The sequence below is a fragment of the Nocardioides daphniae genome (assembly GCF_004777465.1).
Classification (GTDB): Bacteria; Actinomycetota; Actinomycetes; order Propionibacteriales; family Nocardioidaceae; genus Nocardioides; species Nocardioides daphniae.
Genome location: NZ_CP038462.1, coordinates 1,252,827 through 1,272,370, shown reverse-complemented (window position 1 = coordinate 1,272,370; position 19,544 = coordinate 1,252,827). Strand labels below are relative to the sequence as shown.

General features: G+C 71.5%; 22 protein-coding genes and 2 pseudogenes. 4 read left to right on the top strand and 20 right to left on the bottom strand.

Going from position 1 to position 19,544, the window contains the following annotated elements:
- Positions 1 to 3: 3 nt before the first annotated feature.
- From frr to rpsB, 4 genes and pseudogenes are all read right to left on the bottom strand, one after another.
- Positions 4 to 556, bottom strand: a pseudogene (frr, locus tag E2C04_RS06275) (ribosome recycling factor).
- 96 nt (positions 557 to 652) lie between these two features.
- Positions 653 to 1,369, bottom strand: coding sequence for a UMP kinase (gene pyrH, locus E2C04_RS06270; protein WP_135831971.1), 717 nt, complete (start codon positions 1,367 to 1,369; stop codon positions 653 to 655).
- A 135-nt stretch (positions 1,370 to 1,504) separates the two neighbouring features.
- Positions 1,505 to 2,317, bottom strand: a complete 813-nt coding sequence (gene tsf / locus E2C04_RS06265) for a translation elongation factor Ts (RefSeq protein WP_135831970.1) — start codon at positions 2,315 to 2,317, stop codon at positions 1,505 to 1,507.
- Positions 2,318 to 2,365: 48 nt separating this feature from the next.
- A complete protein-coding gene (rpsB, locus tag E2C04_RS06260; RefSeq protein WP_135831969.1) occupies positions 2,366 to 3,229 on the bottom strand; it encodes a 30S ribosomal protein S2 in 864 nt (287 codons plus the stop codon).
- 364 nt (positions 3,230 to 3,593) lie between these two features.
- Between rpsB and E2C04_RS06255 the strand changes: the two genes are divergently transcribed.
- Positions 3,594 to 4,178 (top strand): M23 family metallopeptidase, encoded by a 585-nt coding sequence (locus E2C04_RS06255; RefSeq protein ID WP_135831968.1) that lies wholly within the window; start codon positions 3,594 to 3,596, stop codon positions 4,176 to 4,178.
- Here the strand turns inward: E2C04_RS06255 and E2C04_RS06250 are convergent.
- The 14 genes and pseudogenes from E2C04_RS06250 to rpsP all read right to left on the bottom strand — a co-directional run bounded on the left by E2C04_RS06250 (position 4,151) and on the right by rpsP (position 15,157).
- A complete protein-coding gene (locus E2C04_RS06250; protein WP_135831967.1) occupies positions 4,151 to 5,092 on the bottom strand; it encodes a tyrosine recombinase XerC in 942 nt (313 codons plus the stop codon). The two genes, E2C04_RS06255 and E2C04_RS06250, sit on opposite strands and share 28 nt — an antisense overlap.
- A 31-nt stretch (positions 5,093 to 5,123) precedes the next feature.
- Positions 5,124 to 6,257, bottom strand: coding sequence for a DNA-processing protein DprA (gene dprA, locus E2C04_RS06245; RefSeq protein ID WP_202977922.1), 1,134 nt, complete (start codon positions 6,255 to 6,257; stop codon positions 5,124 to 5,126).
- Between the two features lie 5 nt (positions 6,258 to 6,262).
- The gene (locus E2C04_RS06240) at positions 6,263 to 7,858 is read right to left on the bottom strand and encodes a YifB family Mg chelatase-like AAA ATPase (protein WP_229721487.1); all 1,596 of its coding nucleotides are present in this window, start codon (positions 7,856 to 7,858) and stop codon (positions 6,263 to 6,265) included.
- Positions 7,858 to 8,091, bottom strand: a complete 234-nt coding sequence (locus E2C04_RS06235) for a YraN family protein (RefSeq protein WP_338088833.1) — start codon at positions 8,089 to 8,091, stop codon at positions 7,858 to 7,860. Before E2C04_RS06235 ends, E2C04_RS06240 begins: the two co-directional genes overlap by 1 nt.
- Positions 8,084 to 8,212 (bottom strand): hypothetical protein, encoded by a 129-nt coding sequence (locus E2C04_RS21290; protein WP_338088814.1) that lies wholly within the window; start codon positions 8,210 to 8,212, stop codon positions 8,084 to 8,086. Before E2C04_RS21290 ends, E2C04_RS06235 begins: the two co-directional genes overlap by 8 nt.
- A gap of 140 nt (positions 8,213 to 8,352) precedes the next feature.
- Positions 8,353 to 8,660 (bottom strand): annotated as a pseudogene (locus E2C04_RS06230) (DUF2469 domain-containing protein).
- Between the two features lie 22 nt (positions 8,661 to 8,682).
- Positions 8,683 to 9,420 (bottom strand): ribonuclease HII, encoded by a 738-nt coding sequence (locus E2C04_RS06225; RefSeq protein ID WP_135831965.1) that lies wholly within the window; start codon positions 9,418 to 9,420, stop codon positions 8,683 to 8,685.
- A 4-nt stretch (positions 9,421 to 9,424) separates the two neighbouring features.
- Positions 9,425 to 10,225 (bottom strand): signal peptidase I, encoded by an 801-nt coding sequence (gene lepB, locus E2C04_RS06220; protein ID WP_135831964.1) that lies wholly within the window; start codon positions 10,223 to 10,225, stop codon positions 9,425 to 9,427.
- A gap of 28 nt (positions 10,226 to 10,253) precedes the next feature.
- Entirely contained in the window at positions 10,254 to 10,604 is a 351-nt protein-coding gene (rplS, locus tag E2C04_RS06215) for a 50S ribosomal protein L19 (protein ID WP_135831963.1), read from the bottom strand.
- A 179-nt stretch (positions 10,605 to 10,783) separates the two neighbouring features.
- Entirely contained in the window at positions 10,784 to 11,938 is a 1,155-nt protein-coding gene (gene trmD / locus E2C04_RS06210) for a tRNA (guanosine(37)-N1)-methyltransferase TrmD (protein ID WP_135831962.1), read from the bottom strand.
- A 5-nt stretch (positions 11,939 to 11,943) separates the two neighbouring features.
- Complete coding sequence (gene rimM, locus E2C04_RS20750; RefSeq protein WP_275106564.1) at positions 11,944 to 12,402, bottom strand: ribosome maturation factor RimM; 459 nt, start codon at positions 12,400 to 12,402, stop codon at positions 11,944 to 11,946.
- Positions 12,351 to 14,240, bottom strand: coding sequence for an ABC1 kinase family protein (locus E2C04_RS20745; RefSeq protein WP_275106563.1), 1,890 nt, complete (start codon positions 14,238 to 14,240; stop codon positions 12,351 to 12,353). The genes rimM and E2C04_RS20745 overlap by 52 nt, the downstream gene beginning before the upstream one ends.
- Positions 14,241 to 14,441: 201 nt before the next feature.
- Positions 14,442 to 14,684 (bottom strand): RNA-binding protein, encoded by a 243-nt coding sequence (locus E2C04_RS06195; RefSeq protein WP_135831961.1) that lies wholly within the window; start codon positions 14,682 to 14,684, stop codon positions 14,442 to 14,444.
- Positions 14,685 to 14,686: 2 nt separating this feature from the next.
- Positions 14,687 to 15,157 (bottom strand): 30S ribosomal protein S16, encoded by a 471-nt coding sequence (gene rpsP / locus E2C04_RS06190; protein WP_135831960.1) that lies wholly within the window; start codon positions 15,155 to 15,157, stop codon positions 14,687 to 14,689.
- A 197-nt stretch (positions 15,158 to 15,354) separates the two neighbouring features.
- Between rpsP and E2C04_RS06185 the strand changes: the two genes are divergently transcribed.
- The gene (locus E2C04_RS06185; RefSeq protein ID WP_158630619.1) at positions 15,355 to 16,101 is read left to right on the top strand and encodes a class I SAM-dependent methyltransferase; all 747 of its coding nucleotides are present in this window, start codon (positions 15,355 to 15,357) and stop codon (positions 16,099 to 16,101) included.
- A gap of 27 nt (positions 16,102 to 16,128) precedes the next feature.
- Here E2C04_RS06185 and E2C04_RS06180 read toward each other — a convergent pair whose 3' ends face one another.
- The gene (locus tag E2C04_RS06180; protein ID WP_135831958.1) at positions 16,129 to 17,199 is read right to left on the bottom strand and encodes an amidohydrolase family protein; all 1,071 of its coding nucleotides are present in this window, start codon (positions 17,197 to 17,199) and stop codon (positions 16,129 to 16,131) included.
- Positions 17,200 to 17,236: 37 nt separating this feature from the next.
- Between E2C04_RS06180 and E2C04_RS06175 the strand changes: the two genes are divergently transcribed.
- On the top strand, positions 17,237 to 17,800 hold the full coding sequence (locus E2C04_RS06175; protein WP_229721484.1) for a GtrA family protein: 564 nt from the start codon (positions 17,237 to 17,239) through the stop codon (positions 17,798 to 17,800).
- 30 nt (positions 17,801 to 17,830) lie between these two features.
- Here E2C04_RS06175 and E2C04_RS06170 read toward each other — a convergent pair whose 3' ends face one another.
- Positions 17,831 to 18,199, bottom strand: coding sequence for an NYN domain-containing protein (locus E2C04_RS06170; protein WP_135831956.1), 369 nt, complete (start codon positions 18,197 to 18,199; stop codon positions 17,831 to 17,833).
- 112 nt (positions 18,200 to 18,311) lie between these two features.
- Between E2C04_RS06170 and E2C04_RS06165 the strand changes: the two genes are divergently transcribed.
- The gene (locus tag E2C04_RS06165; RefSeq protein WP_135831955.1) at positions 18,312 to 19,496 is read left to right on the top strand and encodes a ScyD/ScyE family protein; all 1,185 of its coding nucleotides are present in this window, start codon (positions 18,312 to 18,314) and stop codon (positions 19,494 to 19,496) included.
- The last annotated feature ends 48 nt before the right edge of the window (positions 19,497 to 19,544 follow it).

The following is a 19,544-nucleotide window of genomic DNA, read 5'->3' as shown; positions in this document are numbered from 1 at the left end:
TGCTCAGACCTCGAGCAGCTCTGCTTCCTTCTTCTTCAGCATCTCGTCGATGGCGTCGGTGTGGTCCTTGGTGAGCGCGTCGAGCTTCTTCTCGGCACCGGTGACGTCGTCCTTGCCGACCTCGCCGTCCTTCTCGAGCTTCTCCAGGGCCTGCTTGGCCTGACGACGCACGTTGCGCACGGAGACCCGGCCGTCCTCGGACTTGCTGCGGGCCAGCTTGATGTACTCCTTGCGGCGCTCCTCGGTGAGCTCCGGGAAGACGCAGCGCCACGCGGCCGTCGCTGGAGGGGTTGACGCCCAGGTCGGAGTCACGCACGGCGCGTTCGACGTTGTCGACGGCGCCCTGGTCGAAGGGCTGGATCAGGATCGTGCGAGCGTCCTGCGACGTGAAGGTGGCCAGCTGCTGGAGCGGCGTCGGGGTGCCGTAGTACTCGACGACGATCTTGTTGAAGACCGTCGGGGAGATGCGACCGGCGCGAATGGTGGTGAACTCCTCGCGGGTCGACTCGACCGACTTGTCCATCTTCTGCCCGGCTTCGCGGAGGATGTCGTTGATCACGGCTGCCTTCTCTCGTTCGTGAGTGCTCTGGGTGGTGCCAGTGTCGTGCTGGGGTGGTGCGTCGCCGCGGGGCGACAGGCGTACGAGCTGTGGTCAGCCCTCGGAGCTGACCAACGTCCCGATCTTCTCACCCTGCACGATGCGCAGGATGGCGCCCTCGTCCTCCATGCCGAAGACGATCAGGGGCATGTCGTTCTCCATGCAGAGCGCGAAGGCGGTCGCGTCGGCCACCTTGAGGCCCTGGGTGAGGGCGTCCTGGAAGCTGAGCGTGTCGAGCTTGGTGGCCGTGGGGTCGAGGCGCGGGTCGGCGGTGTAGACGCCGTCGACGCCCTGCTTGCCCATCAGGACGACCTGCGAGCGGGTCTCGAGCGCGCGCTGGGCGGCCACGGTGTCGGTGGAGAAGAAGGGCATGCCGGCGCCGGCGCCGAAGATGACCACGCGGCCCTTCTCGAGGTGGCGGATCGCCTTGCGGGGAATGTAGGGCTCGGCGACCTGGCCCATGGTGATGGCCGTCTGGACGCGGGTCTCGATGCCCTCCTTCTCCAGGAAGTCCTGGAGGGCCAGGCAGTTCATGACCGTGCCGAGCATGCCCATGTAGTCGGCGCGTGCGCGGTCCATGCCGCGCTGCTGCATCTCCGCGCCGCGGAAGAAGTTGCCGCCGCCGACCACGATGCTGACGCCCACGCCGGCGCGCACGACCTCCGCGATCTGACGGGCCGTCCTCTGCACGACGTCAGGATCGACTCCGACGCTGCCGCCGCCGAAGACCTCACCGGAGAGCTTGAGCAGGACGCGGTTGTAAGCGAGCACGTCAGATCCTTTCGAACGTCAGCTGTGCGTGGCGGGGGTGGTGCAGGTGCGAGAAGGCCGGTCCGATGGTCATCGTGTGATCCACCGAACCGGCCTCCTCGTGTGTTGTTGCTCGATCAGAACCCTGTCAGGTTCTCAGGCGCCGACCTCGAAGCGGACGAAGCGCTTCACGGTGGTGCCGGCAGCGTCGAGGACCTGCTTGACGCTCTTCTTCGACTCGACGATCGACTCCTGCTCGAGCAGGACGATCTCCTTGAAGAACGCGCCCAGGCGACCCTCGACGATCTTGGCGACGGCAGCCTCGGGCTTGCCCTCCTCCAGCGTCTTGGCGGTCAGGACGTCCTTCTCGCGGGCGACGACGTCGGCGTCGACCTCCTCGCGGGTGAGGAACTGTGCCTTCATCGCGGCGACCTGCATGGCAGCGGCCTTGGCAGCGGCCTCGTCACCCTCGTACTCGACGAGGACGCCGACGGCGGCGGGGAGGTCAGCGGCACGCTTGTGCATGTAGGTGACCGTGTTGCCGTCGAAGTAGGCGACCTGGCCCAGCTCGATCTTCTCGCCGATGGTGACGGCCAGGCCCTCGACGATCTCGCCGACGGTCTTGCCGTCGAGCTCGACCGCCTTGAGGGCGTCGGCGTCGGTCGTCTTGTTGGCGTCGGCCGCCGCGGCGATCTTCTCCGCGGTGGCGATGAAGTCGGCGTTCTTGGCGACGAAGTCGGTCTCCGACTTCAGCTCGACCAGGGCGCCACCGGAGGTGACGACCAGGCCGGAGGACGCCTCGCGCTCGGCGGCACGGGCGGCAGCCTTGGCGGTGCCCTTGACGCGTAGCAGGTCGACGGCCTTGTCGAAGTCGCCGTCGGTCTCCGTCAGCGCCTTCTTGCAGTCCATCATGCCGGCGCTGGTGAGCTCACGGAGCTTCTTGACGTCGGCAGCGGTGAAGTTGGACATGAATCCTCTTCCTCGAAAGTTGTCGGGTTCGCTGAGACTGACGAGAGGTCAGTTGGTCTCGGCGGCGGGAGCCTCGTCGGCAGCAGCCTCGGCGGGAGCCTCGGTCGCAGCCTCGGCGGGCGCCTCGACAGCAGCGTCGGCGGCGGGGGCCTCGGCGGCGTCGCCGGCCAGGATCTCGCGCTCCCACTCGGCGAGCGGCTCAGCGGTGCCACCGGACTTGGCACCGGAGCGGGCGACGAGGCCCTCGGCGACGGCGTCGGCGACCACGCGGGTCAGCAGGCCGACGGCGCGGATGGCGTCGTCGTTGCCGGGGATCGGGAAGTCGACCTGGTCGGGGTCGCAGTTGGAGTCCAGGATGCCGATGATCGGGATCCGGAGCTTGCGGGCCTCCTCGACGGCGAGGTGCTCCTTGTTGGTGTCGACGATCCAGATCGCCGACGGGGTGCGGGTCATCTCGCGGATGCCGCCGAGCGACTTGTTGAGCTTGTCGCGCTCGCGGCGCATCTGCAGCAGCTCCTTCTTGGTGCGGCTGCTGGAGGACTCGTCGAAGTTGATCTCGTCGAGCTCCTTGAGACGGTTGATCCGCTGGTGCACCGTCTGGAAGTTGGTCAGCATGCCGCCGAGCCAGCGCTGGTTGACGTAGGGCATGCCCACGCGGGTGGCCTGCTCGGCGATGGCCTCCTGGGCCTGCTTCTTCGTGCCGACGAACATCACGGTGCCGCCCTTGGCGACGGTCTCCTTGATGAAGGCGTACGAGCGGTCGATGTAGCCCAGCGACTGCTGCAGGTCGATGATGTAGATGCCGTTGCGCTCGGTGAGGATGAAACGCTTCATCTTCGGGTTCCAGCGACGGGTCTGGTGCCCGAAGTGGACGCCGCTCTCGAGCAGCTGGCGCATGGTCACGACTGCCATGGTGATTCCTTTGTGTCGGACGCAGGTCGATCCGCCCCGATCTCTCGGTGCGGCCTGCGCAGGGTTTTCAGTTCGTCGCCCCCGGCTGTGCCGGGTGCCCTGACGCCCACGCGCGACCCGATCCCCCGAGGGGGAACTGAGGGCCGCGCCCACGATGGCTCGAGGCCTGACTCGACCTCGTCGCAGCACGTGGGCGTGCGAAGTCAGCCCGTGAGGACTGCTCCGGACACCCTACGGCAACCGCGGGGCGGGCGGCGAATCAGCATGCGCCGCCCGGCGTGCACACCGAGGGCACCGTCGTACGTCGTCCACAGCAACCCGCAGGACACCTGCACGTCCGCGGCGCAGCAGCGAGGGTGGCGCCATGAAGTCTCGCACCTCCTTGGCTGCCTGCCTGCTGGTCGCCCTCTCCAGCGTCCCTGGCGCGGCGGTGGCCGACCTGCCTCCGTCACCCGCCGCCTCCGGCACCTGGCCGCTGGCCGGCCACCCCCGGGTGGTCCAGGGGTTCACACCTCCCGACGAGCGCTGGGGTCGCGGCCACCGCGGCGTCGACCTGGCCGGCACCCCGGCGCAGCAGGTCCTGGCCGCCATGGAAGGGACGGTGTCGTTCGTCGGGCGGGTCGCCGGACGCGGAGTCGTCGTCGTCTCCCACGGCGGGACGCGTACGACCTACGAGCCGGTGCTGGGCGGCGTCGACGAGGGGGACGAGGTCGCGGCGGGCGACCCGATCGGGTGGCTGCACCCGACGGGGTCGCACTGTGCCCCGGCGACCTGCCTGCACTGGGGGTGGCGCCGTGGCGAGGAGTACCTCGATCCCCTCACCCTGGTCGGCGGCGGTCCGGTCCGCCTCCTGCCGCTGTGGGCCCCCGACCCGGTGACGCTGATGCCGCTGAGCCTGCTGGGGCTGGTGCCGACGCCGGTTCAGGCGCGCGGGTGGGCCTGGCGGTAGGCCTGGCGCAGGCGGTCCGTGCTGACGTGGGTGTAGAGCTGCGTCGTCGAGAGCGACGAGTGGCCCAGCAGCTCCTGGACCGTGCGCAGGTCGGCGCCGCCCTCGAGCAGGTGGGTGGCCGCCGTGTGCCGCAGGCCGTGCGGCCCCATGTCAGGGGCTCCGGGCACCTCGGCGAGACGACGGTGCACCATCTCGCGGACCACCCGGGGGTCGACGCGACCGCCCCGGGCGCCGAGCAGGAGCGCAGGTCCCGAGGCTTCGGTGGCCAGCAACGGCCGCCCCTCGCGCAACCACTGCTCCACGGCGCGCGCGGCGGGCAGCCCGAAGGGGACGCTGCGCTCCTTGCGCCCCTTGCCGAGCACGCGTACGACGCGTCGGTCCCGGTCGACGTCGTCGACGTCGAGCCCGACCAACTCCCCCACGCGTACGCCGGTGGCGTACAGCAGCTCGAGGACGGCGACGTCGCGCAACCCCACCGGACTCCCGTCGGCGGCCTGCTCGGTCGCGGCGGCGATGAGCTCCGTCGCCTCCTCGACGCGCAGCACCGCTGGCAGGGTCTTAGCCTGCTTGGGCGAGAGCAGCAGCGCCCCCGCGTCGGTCGGCGCCCGGCCGGTCCGCGCGAGCCAGGTGGTGAAGACCCGTACGGCGCTGGCCCGCCGCGCCACCGTCGCGCGGGAGCGACCGCGGGTCTGGAGCTGGGCGAGCCAGCTGCGCAGGGTCCGCAGGTCGATCTCCTCCACCGAGTCGAGGCCGAGGCGGCGCGCGTGCTCGAGCATCCCGGCCACGTCACCGAGGTAGGCGCGGACCGAGTGCTCGGAGAGGTTGCGCTCGTTGACGAGGTGCCGCTCGTACTCCCCCAGCACCCGAGCCATCGACTCGGGAAGGAGCTCCTCAGAGCTTGGGGTGGCGGTCATGACGCCATGCTAGGTCGCCCGCCCCCTCTCCTCAGGGAACCGTGGTCCGGCCGAGCACCCACGCGTCGCCGTCCTGGCGCACCCACCCCTTCGCCTCCAACGTCCCCAGCGCCGACTGGACCTCACGCAGCCCGACCCCGGCCACCGCCGCGATGCGGTCGGCGCGTCGCGCGGTGGAGACCCCGACCGCGTCCAAGACTTGGCGTTGCCGCAACGTGAGGCGGTCGCGCTCGGTGACCGCCTCACGACGGTCGTCGAGCAGGTCCCCCGCCTCGGCGAGCAGCTCCACCACGTCCTCGGCGCAGGTGACCAGGTGCGCTCCCCCGGTGCGCAGCCGCTCGTGCACGCCCTGGGACTGGGCGCTGGTCACCGGGCCCGGCACCCCCATCACCACACGCCCGAGCCGCTCGGCCCAGGCCGCCGAGCTCAGCGCCCCCGACCGCAGCGCCGCCTCGACCACGACGGTGCCGCCCGCCAGGGCAGCGATCAGCCGGTTGCGTGACAGGAAGCGGATCCGCATGGGCGCCCCGCCCAACGGTGCCTCGGAGACCACCGCCCCGACCTCACGGACGTACTCGAGCAGCGACCGGTTCGCCGCCGGGTAGACGCGGTCGACGCCGCAGGCGAGCACCGCCACCGTCCGCCCCTCCACCGCGAGCGCCCCGCGATGGGCCGACTGGTCGATCCCCAGCGCAGCCCCCGAGACCACCGCCCGACCGGAGGCAGCCAGGTCGGCGCCGAGGTCCGCCGCCACCCTGGCCCCGTACGTCGTCGCCGTGCGCGCGCCGACCACCGCGACGGCCTCGCGGTGGTCGGGGAGCCTGAGCGGTCCGCGGACCCACAGCCCGATCGGCACCCCACCCCGGTCGTTCACCGTGCCGGCCTCCGACAGGGCGTCCAGGCCCGACGGCCACTCCTCGTCGCCGGGCACCACGAAGCGGATCCCGACCTTGTCGGCGGCCTCCAGCTCGCGGGCCGGGTCGATGGTGTCGAGCCGGGCGGCGACGTCGTCGTGCAGCGTGGAGAGACCCCGTTCGGCGAGCAGGTGGTCGCGGACCACGATGGCGCCGAGGTCGGCCACCAGGCGGGTCATCCGCAGGTCGCCGGGCTCGGCCAGCCGGTTGAGCGTGACCCGGGCGAGCCGCTCCTGCTCGCCGACGGCCACGCGCCTCACCCGACCCGTCCGAGCGGCGTGAGGGTGAGCGGCTCACCGGTGCGCAGCCGGAGGGCGGTCTCGAAGGCCGCCATCCCGGGCGCCTCGGCCCCCGCCAGGTCGGCGACGGTCCACGCCAGGCGGTGCACGCGGGTGGCGCCCCGTCGGCTCAGCCGTCCACTGAAGACCTCCTCGTCCAGCTTCGCCTCGACCTTCGCCGGGAGCGGCCAGCGCGCCCGCAGGACGTGCCCGGGCACCTGCCCGTTGAGGCGCCACCCCTCGCCGGCGTACCGCGCGGCCTGACGCTCGCGTGCGGCCGTGACCCGGGCCCGCACGGCCGCGCTCGACTCCCGGCCCTGCTCCGCGCCGCCCCGCTCGGCCGGCAGGGCGTCGCCACGGCCCGGCCCCAGCACGTGGCGCACCACGTCGATGCGGTCGGCGATCGGCCCGGTCATCCGACGGCGGTACTCACGCCGGGCCACCTCCCCGCAGGTGCAGTAGTTCTTCTTGGCCGTCGGGTGGAAGTCACCGCAGGGGCACGGGTTGGACGCCAGGACGACCATGCCGCGGGCCGGGTAGACGGCCGACTCCTCGCCACGGGAGACCCGGATCTCGCCGCTCTCCATCGGTTGGCGCAGCGCCTCGATGACGTCGGCCCGGAAGAGCGGGAACTCGTCCAGGAAGAGGACGCCGCAGTGGGCCCGGGACAGCTCGCCGGGGCGCACCCGGCCGGTGCCGCCGCCGAGCAGGCTGGACTTGGAGATGTCGTGGTGCGGGTTGCGGAAGGGCGGACGCACGACCAGCCCCGTCACCGCCGACTGTCCGGCCAGTGACAGCACCGCGGTCAGCTCGAGCGCCTCCTCGCGGCTGAGGTCGGGCAGGATCGTCGGGACGCGCTCGGCCAGGCTGGTCTTGCCGGAGCCCTTCGGCCCCGACAGCATCAGGTGGTGGCCGCCGGCCGCGGCGACCTCCAGCGCGTAGCGCTCGTCGGCCATCCCCACCAGGTCGGCCAGGTCGACGTCGTCGACGCGGTCCTCGCCGCGCCACCTGAGCAGGCTGGTGCCGGCGGAGTCCGGGACCGCCTCGGCCACCGGCACCTCCTCCCCGCACAGCTGGGCGATGACCTGGGCCAGCGAGCGGACGCCGTACACCTCGACGCCGGGCACCATGGCCGCCTCGCGGGCCTGTGGCTCCGGGACGAAGGCGCGGCGCATGCCCTGGGCGGCGCCGGCCATCACCATCGGCAGCACGCCCGGCACCGGACGGAGCCCGCCGGCCAGGGTCAGCTCGCCGATGACGAGGGTGTCGGCCAGGCACCCGGCCGGGAGCGTGCCGTCGGCCGCCTTGATCCCCAGCGCGATGGCGAGGTCGAAGTGGGTGCCGCGCTTGGGCAGGTCGGCCGGGGTGAGCAGGATCGTCACCCGCCGGGTCGAGGGCCACGGCGCGGCGGAGTGGGTGATCGCCATCCGCACCCGGTCACGGGCCTCGAGCAGCGACGCGTCGGGGCGACCCACGATGGTGGCGCCGACGACCCCCGGCGAGATGTCCACCTGCACCTCGACCAGGTGGCCGAGCGAGCCCTGGAGGACCACGGTCCATGCGGAGGCGAGCATCAGTAGGCACCTCGCACGTGCTCGACGTCGGTCAGGCCGCGGCGGGGCCGCAGCACGGCGACCAGGTCGAAGCGCACCTCGCGGGGCCGCACGCCGGACTGCTCGATCCAGCGCGCGGCGAGGCGGCGCAGGCGAGCGGCCTTCACCTCGTCGACCGCCTCGTGCGGGGTTCCGTAGTCGTCGGAGCTGCGGGTCTTGACCTCGCAGACGACGAGCGTGCTGCCCTCACGCAGGACCAGGTCGATCCCCCAGCTCGCACCGCCAGTTGCGGTCGAGCACCTCCATGCCCAGCTCGGTCAGGTGCCGTCCGGCGACCCGCTCGCCGTAGTCGCCCAGCGCTCTGTTGTGTCCCATCGCTCCTCCTCCGCCGCCCGGTCGTCCGGGGGCTCCCACGGTGCACCGGGAGGGAGGGGTGGCGGGGCGCGGTCGGCGTACGGCTGTGGAGCACGGCCCGGGAGCCACCCTGTGGAGGCGTGGCGGTGCTCGCAGGGCCGTCAGCTCTTGGGAGGGTCGATCTCCTGGTGGCTGAGCTCCTCGATGTTGACGTCCTTGAACGTCAGCACCTTCACGTTCTTCGCGAACCGCGCGGGCCGGTACATGTCCCAGACCCAGGCGTCGCTCATCGTGACCTCGAAGAAGACCTCGCCGTTCTCGGTGCGGGCCTTGAGGTCGACGGAGTTGCACAGGTAGAAGCGGCGGTCGGTCTCCACCACGTAGGTGAAGATCGAGACCACGTCGCGGTACTCCGGTAGAGCGTCAGCTCCATCTCGGTCTCGTACTTCTCGAGATCCTCGGCGCTCATCGACGCTCCTTCGCTGACGTGGTCACGGTGAGCCTAGTGCGACGGCGGCGTCCGCGAGGCTCGGCTCGACCGGCGCGTCCGCGGGCCCGTCCAGGCCCGGGAGGCTCCACGAGCGACGGTGCAGCGGCGTCGGCCCGTGCTCGCGCAGCGCGGCAATGTGCTCCGGCGCCGAGTAGCCCTTGTTCTCGGCCCAGGCGTACTCGGGGTGCTGCGCGGCCAGGCCGGTCATGATCGCGTCCCGCTCGGTCTTGGCCAGGATGGAGGCCGCCGCCACGCCGGCGCACCGCATGTCGCCCTTGATGGCCGTCACCACCGGCGGCACGTCGTCGCGCAGGTCGGGGTGGCCACCGAAGAGGGCGAGCTGCTCGGGCACGCTGAGGTAGTCGTGGTTGCCGTCGAGGAGCACCAGGTCGGGGCGCACCGACAGTCCGGACAGGGCCCGGTGGCCGGCGAGCCGCAGCCCGGCGATGATCCCATGCTCGTCGATCTCGTCGGCGCTGGCGTGGCCCACGGCGTACGACGTCGCCCACCGCTGCACCTTGGGGACGAGCGCCTCGCGCACCGCCGGGGTGAGCAGCTTGCTGTCGCGCACGCCCTGCGGCGCGGAGCGGGTCTCGAGGGTGATCACGACCATCCCGATCGAGACCGGGCCGCAGAGCGCGCCGCGCCCGACCTCGTCGGCGCAGGCCAGGTGGACCGCGCCACCGCGCAGCAGGCTGCGCTCCAGCCGGAGCGTCGGGGAGGTGGAGCGGGAGGCCATCGGGCTACTCGGCGTCCTTGACGGCCTCGAACGAGTCGGGACGGTGGTCGAGGCGGATCCGGTCGAAGGGCCAGATCAGGGCGAAGACGCGCCCGACCACGAGGTCGGCGTCGACGAACTCGTTGCCCGGCGCGCAGTCGGTCTCGTCGTCGCGGCACATGTGCTCGGAGGAGTCGGCCGACCGGCCACGGTTGTCGCCCATCACGAAGAGCTTGCCCTCGGGGACGGGGCCGGCCTTCCAGTCGCAGTTGCCCGGGCGCGGGCCGTTGCAGGCCGTGGCGGGGTCGTCGTTGACGTAGTCGGACTCCTCGAGCGGCACCCCGTTGACCAGGATGTTGCCGTCGTCGTCGCAGCAGGTGATCACGTCACCCTCGACGCCGACGACACGCTTCACCAGGTGTCCCCCGGCGGGGTACAGGCCGATCTTGGTCATCGCCCGGACCACCAGGCTGCGCGAGGCGCCGTCCCCGATGCCGCCGAGCCAGCCGCCGGGGTCCTTGAAGACGACGACGTCGCCACGCTCGGGCTCGCCGCCCCAGTAGGAGACCTTCTGGACGAGGATCCGGTCGTTGCGGATCAGGCCCGGCTCCATCGACTCCGACGGGATGTAGAAGGCCTGGACGAAGAAGGTCTTCACCACGATCGCCAGGATGAGTGCCACGGCTCCCAGCAGGATGGTCTCCTGCCAGAGGGGCAGCTGCTTGCGGTTCTTCCCGCCCCGGCCCGACGACTGCTCCGGAGACGCAGAAGACCGCGACTCCGTCCCGTCGTCGATGGGCTGGGAGTCGCGGTCTTCGGAGGTCACGCGCTGATGCTATCCACTGGGTGGAGGATCAGAACTCGCGGCGCTCCTTGATCTTCGCCTTCTTGCCGCGCAGGTTGCGCAGGTAGTACAGCTTGGCGCGACGGACGTCACCGCGGGTCACGACCTCGATCTTCTCGAAGATCGGGGAGTTCAGCGGGAACGTACGCTCGACACCGGTGCCGAAGGAGATCTTGCGGACGGTGAAGGTGCGGCCGATGCCGGAACCGTGGACGCGGATCACGACGCCCTGGAAGACCTGGACACGCGAGCGGTTGCCCTCGATGACCTTGACGTGGACCTTGACGGTGTCACCGGCGCGGAAGTCCGGGACGTCGTCGCGCTTGATCGAGTTGCCGAGCTCGGCAATCACGTTGCTCATGATGCTCCTCACGACCGCCACAGGTCCGTCGCGGAATTAGTTGTTTTCCGGTCGGTCCGCACGGTCTGACCGCTGCGCCCCCTCCCCCTGTGGCGGGAACGGACGCCGACCCCCGGTGCGTTCCTCCGGGCGGTCGTGGTCAAGCACGGACCAGTCGAGAAGTTTGCCACAGCGTGGCGTCAGTCAGAAAACCGTCGCCGCTTGGTCATCGTGAGCACCCCCGCCTCGGCCTCACCGCGGGGGCGGTACCCGGCCTTGCGGTACATCCGCTGGTTGTCGCGCGACCCGGCCCCGGTGAAGAGCTGGTACGTCCGTGCCTGCGGCGGCGCCGCGGCCTCGACGAGCTCGAGCACCTGGCGCCCGAGGCCGCGTCCCTGCAGGTCGGGGGCGACCATCAGCCGACCGACGTGCCAGGTCTCGCCGTCGAGCCGACCGCGGCCGGCAGCGACGAGGCGCCCACCACGGTGGGCGACCAGCACGGTCCAGGTCTCCAGCCAGGCGTGCACCGCGGCGAGGTCCTCGACCAGCGCCGGGATCTCGACGCCGGGGTTGTCGAGCTGCTCGCTCAACCAGCACGCCCGCTGCAGGGTCAGGATCTCCCCGGCGTCCGACGGCGTCGCGACCCGCACCTCCAGGTCGGCGTCGAGGTGGCTGGCGTGCACCAGGTCGGGGCGGCGACGGGCGGTCCGCTCGACCCGCTGCTCGTGGCGCCAGGCCGCGACGGCGCCGTGGTTGCCGCTCATCAGCACCGGCGGCACCGCGTGGCCGCGCCACTCGGCCGGCTTGGTGTAGACGGGATACTCCAGCAGCCCGTCCTCGTGCGACTCCTCCACCAGCGAGTCGGGGTTGCCCATGAAGCCGGGGAGCAGGCGTACGACGGCCTCGGTCACCGCGAGCGCGGCGACCTCGCCGCCGTTGAGCACGTAGTCGCCCAGGGAGATCTCGCGGACGCGGCCCCACTGCGTGGCGTGGTCGATGACCCGCTGGTCGATCCCCTCGTAGCGGCCGCACGCGAAGACGAGGTGCTCCTCGGCCGACAGCTCCCGGGCGACCTTCTGGGTGAAGGGCTCGCCACTGGGGGTGGTGAAGATGATGGTCGGCGTGGAGTCGGCGGTCAGCTCGTCGAGCGCCTCGCCCCACGGCTCGGGCTTCATCACCATGCCCGCTCCCCCGCCGTACGGGGTGTCGTCGACGGTGCGGTGACGGTCGTACGTCCACCGCCGCAGGTCGTGGACGGCGATGTCGAGCAGTCCCTTGTCGCGGGCCTTGCCCGGCAGGCTGAGCTCGAGCGGCGCGAGGTAGTCGGGGAAGATCGAGACGATGTCGATGCGCACGGGCCTCAGCCCTGCTCGGCGGAGCCCTCGGGCCCGTCGTCGGGGAAGGGGCTGACCAGACCCGGGCGGTCGGCGACCACGACGAAACCGCCGGCCACGTCGACCTCGGGCACGAGCGCCTGCACGAAGGGCACCAGCGTGGGGCGACCGTCGGCGGCCTTGACCTGGAGCAGGTCCTGCGCGGCGCCCTGGACCAGCCCGGTCACGGTGCCGATCTCGACGCCCTCGAGGTTGCGCACGACGAGCCCGACGACCTGGTGCTCGTAGAACTCGTCGGGGTCCTCGGGGACGTCGCTCTCGGTCAGGGTGACCTCGAGCAGGATGCCGCGCGCCGTCTCGGCGGTGTTGCGGTCGGTCCACTCCTCGAAGCCGAGGAGCAGGACGCTCTGGTGCCAGCGCGCCGAGCGGACCGTCAGCGAGGGCCACGGCGCCGCCGAGCCCTTCGGCGCCCTGACGGAGAGCACGGCCCCGGGGCGAAGCGTCGGTCGGGCTCGTCGGTGCGCACCTCGACGGTCACCTCGCCGCGGATTCCGTGCGGCTTGCCGATCCGGCCGACGACGACATCGATGCTGTTCACGGGCCCAAGAATAGGTCCCGACGGGCTCAGACCACGCCTCGCCGTCCGCGTCGCTCCCGCTCCGTACGCGCGACCTTGCGGTCGGTGGTGACGATCCAGGCCGTGAGGGCGACCCCGGCCAGCACGGCGAGCACGAAGAAGACCAGCGCGACCACCGGCACCCCGAGGACCTGGGTGCCACCGGGGACGCGGGCGAGCAGGGCGGCCCCGAGGATCGTCGCGGCGATGACCATGCCGAAGGTGAGGCGGTTGGCCATCCGCTGGAGCACGGTGTGCAGCCGCTCCTCGTCGATGGCGTGCACCTGGACGTGGAACTCGCCCTCCGCCAGGTTGTCGAGGATCCGGTTGGCGCGCTTGGGCAGCATCGCCTAACTCCTTGGCCTCCACCGCCGCCGCCATCAGTCCACCGGTGCGCAGCCGCAGCCCGCGCGTCATCATCTGGCCGACGTTGTCGCGCAGCGCCCGGGTGGGGCTGAAGTCAGGGTCGAGGTGCAGCGTCGCCTCGTCGAGGTTGAGCAACGCCTTGCCGATCATCGACATCTCCGCCGGCGGGCGCAGCCCGTGCGAGCCCGACAGCCGGCTGAGCTCGACCAGCACGGTGCCGACCTGCAGGTCGCTGCCCGCGTTGATCGCCTCGGAGACCAGGTGGGTGACGTCGTCGCGGAAGGCGGCCGCGTCGTAGTCGGGCAACGGGTGGCCCATGCTGGCGAGCGCCCGCGCGGTCTCCTCGCCGTCGCCGTCGCTGATCGCCAGCATCAGCTTCAGCACGTGGTCCTGCAGGCGGGGCGAGACGGTCGCCACCATCCCGAAGTCGACCAGCGCCAGGCGGCCGTCATCGGTGAGCAGCAGGTTGCCCGGGTGCGGGTCGGCGTGGATGACGCCCTCGTCCAGCATCATCGTCAGGTAGTAGGAGAAGAGCTGCTCGACGATCGGGCGCGTGTCGACGTCGAGCAGGCCGAGCCTGCCGACGTCGGTCACCTTGCGTCCCTCGACCAGCTCCATCGTGAGCACCCGACCGCTGGTGTGGCTGCTCACCGGCTCGGGCACCAGAAGCAGGTCGTGGTCGCTGGCCAGGTCGCGGAACCGCAGCAGGTTGCGGGCCTCCCGCCGGTAGTCGAGCTCACCGGCGAGCGACCGCCCGAACTGTCCGAGCAGCTTCTCCAGCCCGTAGCGACGACCTGCCTCGGTGCGCTTGTCGGCGGTGGCAGCCAGGCGCCCCAGCACCTCCATGTCGGCGCGCACCACGTCGCGCACACCGGGGCGCTGCACCTTGACCGCGACCTCGCGCCCGTTGCGGAGGGTGGCCCGGTGGACCTGGCCCAGGGAGGCGGCGGCGATGGGCTCGGGGTCGAAGTCGGCGTAGAGGTGGCGGATCTCGGCCCCGAGCTCGGACTCGACGATCTCCTGCACCTGGTCGAAGGCGAAGGGCTCGACCTCGTCCTGGAGCCGCGCCAGCGCGGTGGTGTACGCCGGCGGCAGCAGGTCGTAGCGGGTCGAGAGCAGCTGCCCGAGCTTCACGAAGGTGGGGCCCAGCGCCTCGAGGTCGTGGGCCAGCTGCTCGGCCTTGTCGCGGTCACCGGGCGGACCGTCCTCGTCACCGAAGGTGAACTGCCCCAGGCCGGCGTCGGCGAGCAGGTCGGAGCGGCCGTGACGCCACACCAGCCTGGCGAGATCGCGGTACCGGACCGAGGACGTACGGGGGTCGGCACTGTGGGTCAGGCTCACTCATGACCACCTCTCCTCGACGGGCGCGCCCGTACGGACGCACTCGGGACGCGCTGGACACGACATGCCCGTTCGCACGCCGAGTGAAACGCCGCCAGGGCGTGCGGCCCGGAGAGCAGCGGCTGAAATGCGCAGCGGGCGCCATCCTCGGAGGGATGACGCCCGCTGTGCATTCAGCGTGCTGCGTGCTGGTCGCGCCCGTCAGCGTCGGCGGTCGACGTCGACGAAGTCGATCCGGGCGCCGCCACGGCCTGCGAGGGCCGAGACGACGGTGCGGAACGAAGTCGCCGTGCGACCGTTGCGACCGATCACCTTGCCGAGGTCGTCGGGGTGGACCCGGACCTCGAGGATCGAGCCACGACGGAGCTGCTTGTCCTTGACCACGACGTCGTCGGGGTGGTCAACCACTCCACGGACGAGGTGCTCGAGCGCGTCGGCCAACATGATCAGGCGTCCTCGGCGGGAGCGTCGGCGGCCTCAGCCTCGGCGGCGGGGGCCTCCTCGACGGGGGCCTCCTCCTTCTTGTCGGCCTTCTTCTCAGCCTTCTTGGTCACCGCGGCGCCCTTGGGCTCGTTGGCGGCCTCCTTGAGGGCCTCGTTGAAGATCTCGAGCTTGTCGCGCTTGGGCTCGGCCACCTTGAGGGTGCCCTCGGTGCCCGGCAGGCCCTTGAACTTCTGCCAGTCGCCGGTGATCTTGAGGATCGCCTCGACGGCCTCGGTCGGCTGGGCGCCGACGCCGAGCCAGTACTGGGCGCGCTCGGAGGTCACGTCGATGAAGGAGGGCTCCTCCTTCGGGTGGTACTTGCCGATCTCCTCGATCACTCGACCGTCGCGCTTCTTGCGGGAGTCGACGACGACGATGCGGTACTGCGGCACCCGGATCTTGCCCAGGCGCTTAAGGCGAATCTTGACGGCCACTTTTGTGGTGTCTCCTCGTAAGTCGTGGTTGATGAGCGACCCTCAACCAGGTGGGGACCGGGTCAGGTCACTCGATGGGTCTGTCAGGCCGGGTGAGAGGGACCGTCCGGACAGGACACAAGCCACAAGTGTGCCAGATGCTGAGCGGGTCGCACCAATCCGGCCCAGGGAGGCCGCGCGCGACTATGTTGGCGCGCATGAATCCCCTCGAGGCCCTCGACGTCTTCAAGCGTCGCGTCGTCCCCGCGATGCGCGACCGCGGCGCCCTGACCGTGCTCCTCACCTGCGTCCGCTGGATCGTCGGGTACGTGCTGGGCCGCCTCGGGCTCAGCGAGGCCTCGAAGGGTTCCTTCACCTACGAGGGACGCCGGGTGCCGTACTTCCGGCACAACTACCACTACACGTGGCTGGGTGAGCGCAACGCCGAGGTCGCGCTGGCCAAGGAGCTCTTCGAGGCGCACGCCGGCGAGAAGATCCTCGAGGTCGGCAACGTCACCCACCACTACCTCGACGACGTCGACCACACCGTGGTGGACAAGTACGAGGTCGCGCCCGGCGTCCTCAACCTCGACGTCGTCGACATCGACCTGCCCGAAGGCAGCTTCGACCTCGTCGTGGCGATCTCGACGCTCGAGCACGTGGGCCTGGACGAGGACGTGCTCGACCCCGCCAAGCCGGCGCGCGCCGTCGACCTGCTCAAGTCGCTCGTACGCCCGGGCGGCACCCTGTGGGTCACCCACCCGGTGGGCTACAACCCGACGCTCGACGCCGACCTGCGCAGCGGCGCGATCGCGTTCGACTCGCTCAAGGCGCTGCGCCGCTCCCCCAGCCGCAACGTGTGGCGCCAGGTTGACGTCGACGACGTCTGGGACGCCGCGTACGACCGGTTCATCTTCGCCGCCCACGGCATCGTGGTCGCGGAGTGGACCCGCCCGCTCGCCTGACGCGACCCGCGCCACCGGGCGCGAGGCTCAGGCGACGACGCGGCCGCGCAGCACGATGCAGGCGGGGCGCCGCAGCACCTCCAGGTCCGCGAGCGGGTCGGAGTCGTAGACGACGAAGTCGGCCTCGGCCCCCTCTACGAGCCCCTGGTGGCCGAGCCACTCGCGGGCCCGCCACGACGCGGCGGCCAGGGCGTCGTACCGGCTGAACCCCAGGTCGTGCAGGGCGATCACCTCGCCCGGAAGGTTGCCGTGGCGCGCGACCCCACCGGAGTCCGAGCCGGCGTACATCGGCACGCCTGCCTCGTGGGCGGCCATCAGCGTGTCGCGGTGACGCCGGAAGAGGTCCTCCATGCGGTCCGCGTACGTGGGGAACCGCTCGCGCCCCTGCGCGGCGTGCACCGGGAACTTCTGCAGCTGCATCACGGTGGGGACGAGGGCTGTCCCCTGCGCCAGCATCTGCGCGATGAGGTCCTCGCTGAGGCCGGTGCCGTGCTCGATGCAGTTGATGCCGGCGTCGAGGAGTCCGGGCAGGACGTCGGGCCCGAAGCAGTGGGCGGTCACCTTGGCACCTTCGTCGTGGGCGGCCTCGATGGCGGCCGCGAAGGCGCCGGCCGGAAACGACGGGGCCAGGTCGCCCTCCTCGCGGGAGATCCAGTCCCCCACCAGCTTCACCCAGCCGTCGCTGCGCCGCGCCTGCTCACGGGTGGCCGCCACCAGGTCGTCGGGCTCGACCTCCTCGGCGTAGTTGCGGATGTAGCGCCGCGACCGCGCGATGTGGCGACCGGCGCGGATGAGCCGGGGCAGCTCCTCACGCTCGTGGACCCAGCTGGTGTCGGCCGCGGAGCCGCAGTCGCGGATCAGCAGCGCCCCGGCGTCGCGGTCGATGACGGCCTGCTCCACGGTCTCGTCGTGGCCCACGGCCCCACCGTCGTCCATCCCGAGGTGGCAGTGGGCGTCGACCAGGCCCGGCACGATCCACCCGCTGGCGACGGTCTCCGCACCCGCCTGGCGCTCGAAGGTGATCCGTCCGTCGACGACGTAGAGGTCCTGCACCTCGCCGTCGGGGAGAACTGGGCCGGAGAACCGCATCGCGTTCATGGCGTCGACCCTAACTGCCGCCGGTACTGTCTCCTGCGTGAACTCGTCGACGGCCCAGCGCAGCCAGCGCAACCGCCGCAACCGCCGCAACGTGGCGCTCTTCGGCCGCTTCGCCCTGGTGGGGGCCTCGGGCGTCCTGGTCAACCTGGTGGTGCTGGTCGTGGTGAAGAAGCTCGGCCCCGACGCCGACCTGGTCTTCCTCGACCTGCCGATGACCCGGTTCAACGTGCGCTGGTACCACGTCTTCTCGACCGTGGCCTTCGTCGTGGCCGTCCTGTGGAACTTCCAGCTCAACCGGGTCTGGGCCTTCAGCTCGACCGGCAAGGCCTCCTGGTGGAAGGAGTTCCGTCCGTTCTTCGCGGTCGGGCTCCTCGGTCAGGTGGTCGGGCTGGCGCTGCTGACGCTGCTGCTGCACAGCCACTCGCCGCTGGCGCTGTCGACCGACGTGCTCGACGACTCCACCGGGCTGCGGACGCGGCTCTACTGGGGGCAGCTGATCGTCATCGCGGCGGTGACGCCGCTGTCGTTCGTGCTGCACAAGCTCTGGACGTTCTCGTCGGTGCGCACCCACCGTCTCCGCGAGTCCGGCGAGCTCACCTGAGCCCCGGCAGGTCGGCCGGGAGGCGCCGGCTCACAGGTGGTCGAGCAACCAGCTCGGGCTCATCGCCATCGCACCCATCCCCTGGACCCGCGCCCTGAGGAAGTTGTCGGCCGTGATCACGGTGACCCGGTGGCCCGCCTCGATCGCCGCCCGGGTCTGACGCTCGATCTCGGAGTCGCCGTCCTTCGGCGCGTGCACCGTGCGTACGTGCTGGTCGCGCCCCGCCCTCACGCCGCCCTTGGCGCCGCCCTCGAGGACCAGGACGATCTCGTCGTGGGGCGTGTCGCCCGTCAGCAGCTGCTCGTGGAGCCGCCTAGCGGCACCCGCGCGGTCCCTCCACCAGCCGTCCGGACGACTCCCGACCACGTTGGCTGCATCGACGACGAGAACGGTGCTCACCTACCCGACGGTATCCCCAGATCCGCGGATGTACGCTCCCGCCCCCGCGGTGCCACGGTGGAAAAGGTGTGCTCAACGTGGGCACACCGTGGACACCGAGGAGCAGTCAGCCATGCACCGACGAACCACTCTCACCGCGGCGCTCGGCGCCGCCGCGAGCCTCGCGCTCGCCGTCAGCAGCACCGCGGTCCCGGCCGCGGCCCACGCCCCCTCCCCCGGGCCGGCTCCGTGGACCAAGGTCGCCAGCGGCCTGGACAACCCGCGGCTCCTGTCGTGGGGCGGGGACTCCCTGTACGTCGCCGAGGCAGGTGTGGGCGGTGACGGAGCCTGCATCCCGAACCCCGAGGACCCCGAGGCCGAGTCCTGCCTGGGCCTCTCCGGGGCCATCACGAAGGTCACGCTCCACCACCGGCGCAGCAGCCAGCGGCGCGTCGTCACGGGCCTCCCGTCGCTCGCGACCGCGCCCGGCAACGAGGCGGTCGGCCCGGGCGACGTGGTCGTCGTCGGCAAGCGGTGGTTCGCCACCGTCGGCCTGGGCGGCAACACCGAGGTCCGCGCGTCCCTGGGACGCGACGCGAAGAAGCTCGGCACGCTCCTCACCGGCACCCTCAAGCACAAGCGGTGGGGGCGTCACGGGTGGGGCGGGACCCGTCCGCGGGTCGTGGCCGACCTGGCCGCGTACGAGGCCGCGAACGACCCCGACGGCGGCGGCGAGGACTCCAACCCCACCGGCCTGGCGCTGGTCCGGGGTGGCCTGGCGGTGACCGACTCCGGTGGCAACGACGCCCTCCTGGTCAACGGGTGGAACCGGGTGTCGACGGTCGCCACCTTCCCGACGCGCCTGGTGCCCCCTCCGCCCTTCCTGCCCCAGGACCAGGACATCCCGATGGAGTCCGTGCCCACCTCGGCCGTCCAGGGCCCTGACGGCGCCTGGTACGTCAGCGAGCTGACCGGCTTCCCGTTCCCGCCCGGCGAGTCCACGGTCTGGCGCGTCCCGGCCGGCGGCGGCACGCCGACGGCGTACGCGACCGGCCTGACCAACGTCACCGACCTGACCTGGCACAAGGGCAAGCTGTACGTCGTGCAGCTGGTCGACGTGGGCCTGCTCAACGCCGACCCGGCCGCCGGGATGCCGGAGGGCTCGCTGCGACGCGTCGAGCGTGACGGCAGCACCACGGTCGTGGCCGAGGGGCTGCCCACCCCGTACGGCGTGGCGTTGAGGGGCCGGTCGGCCTACGTGACGACCTGCTCCATCTGCGCCGACGGTGGTCAGGTGGTGAAGATCCGACTGCGCTGACAGCACTGCGGCCCCGGACCTGACAGGTCCGGGGCCGCAGTCGTGTCA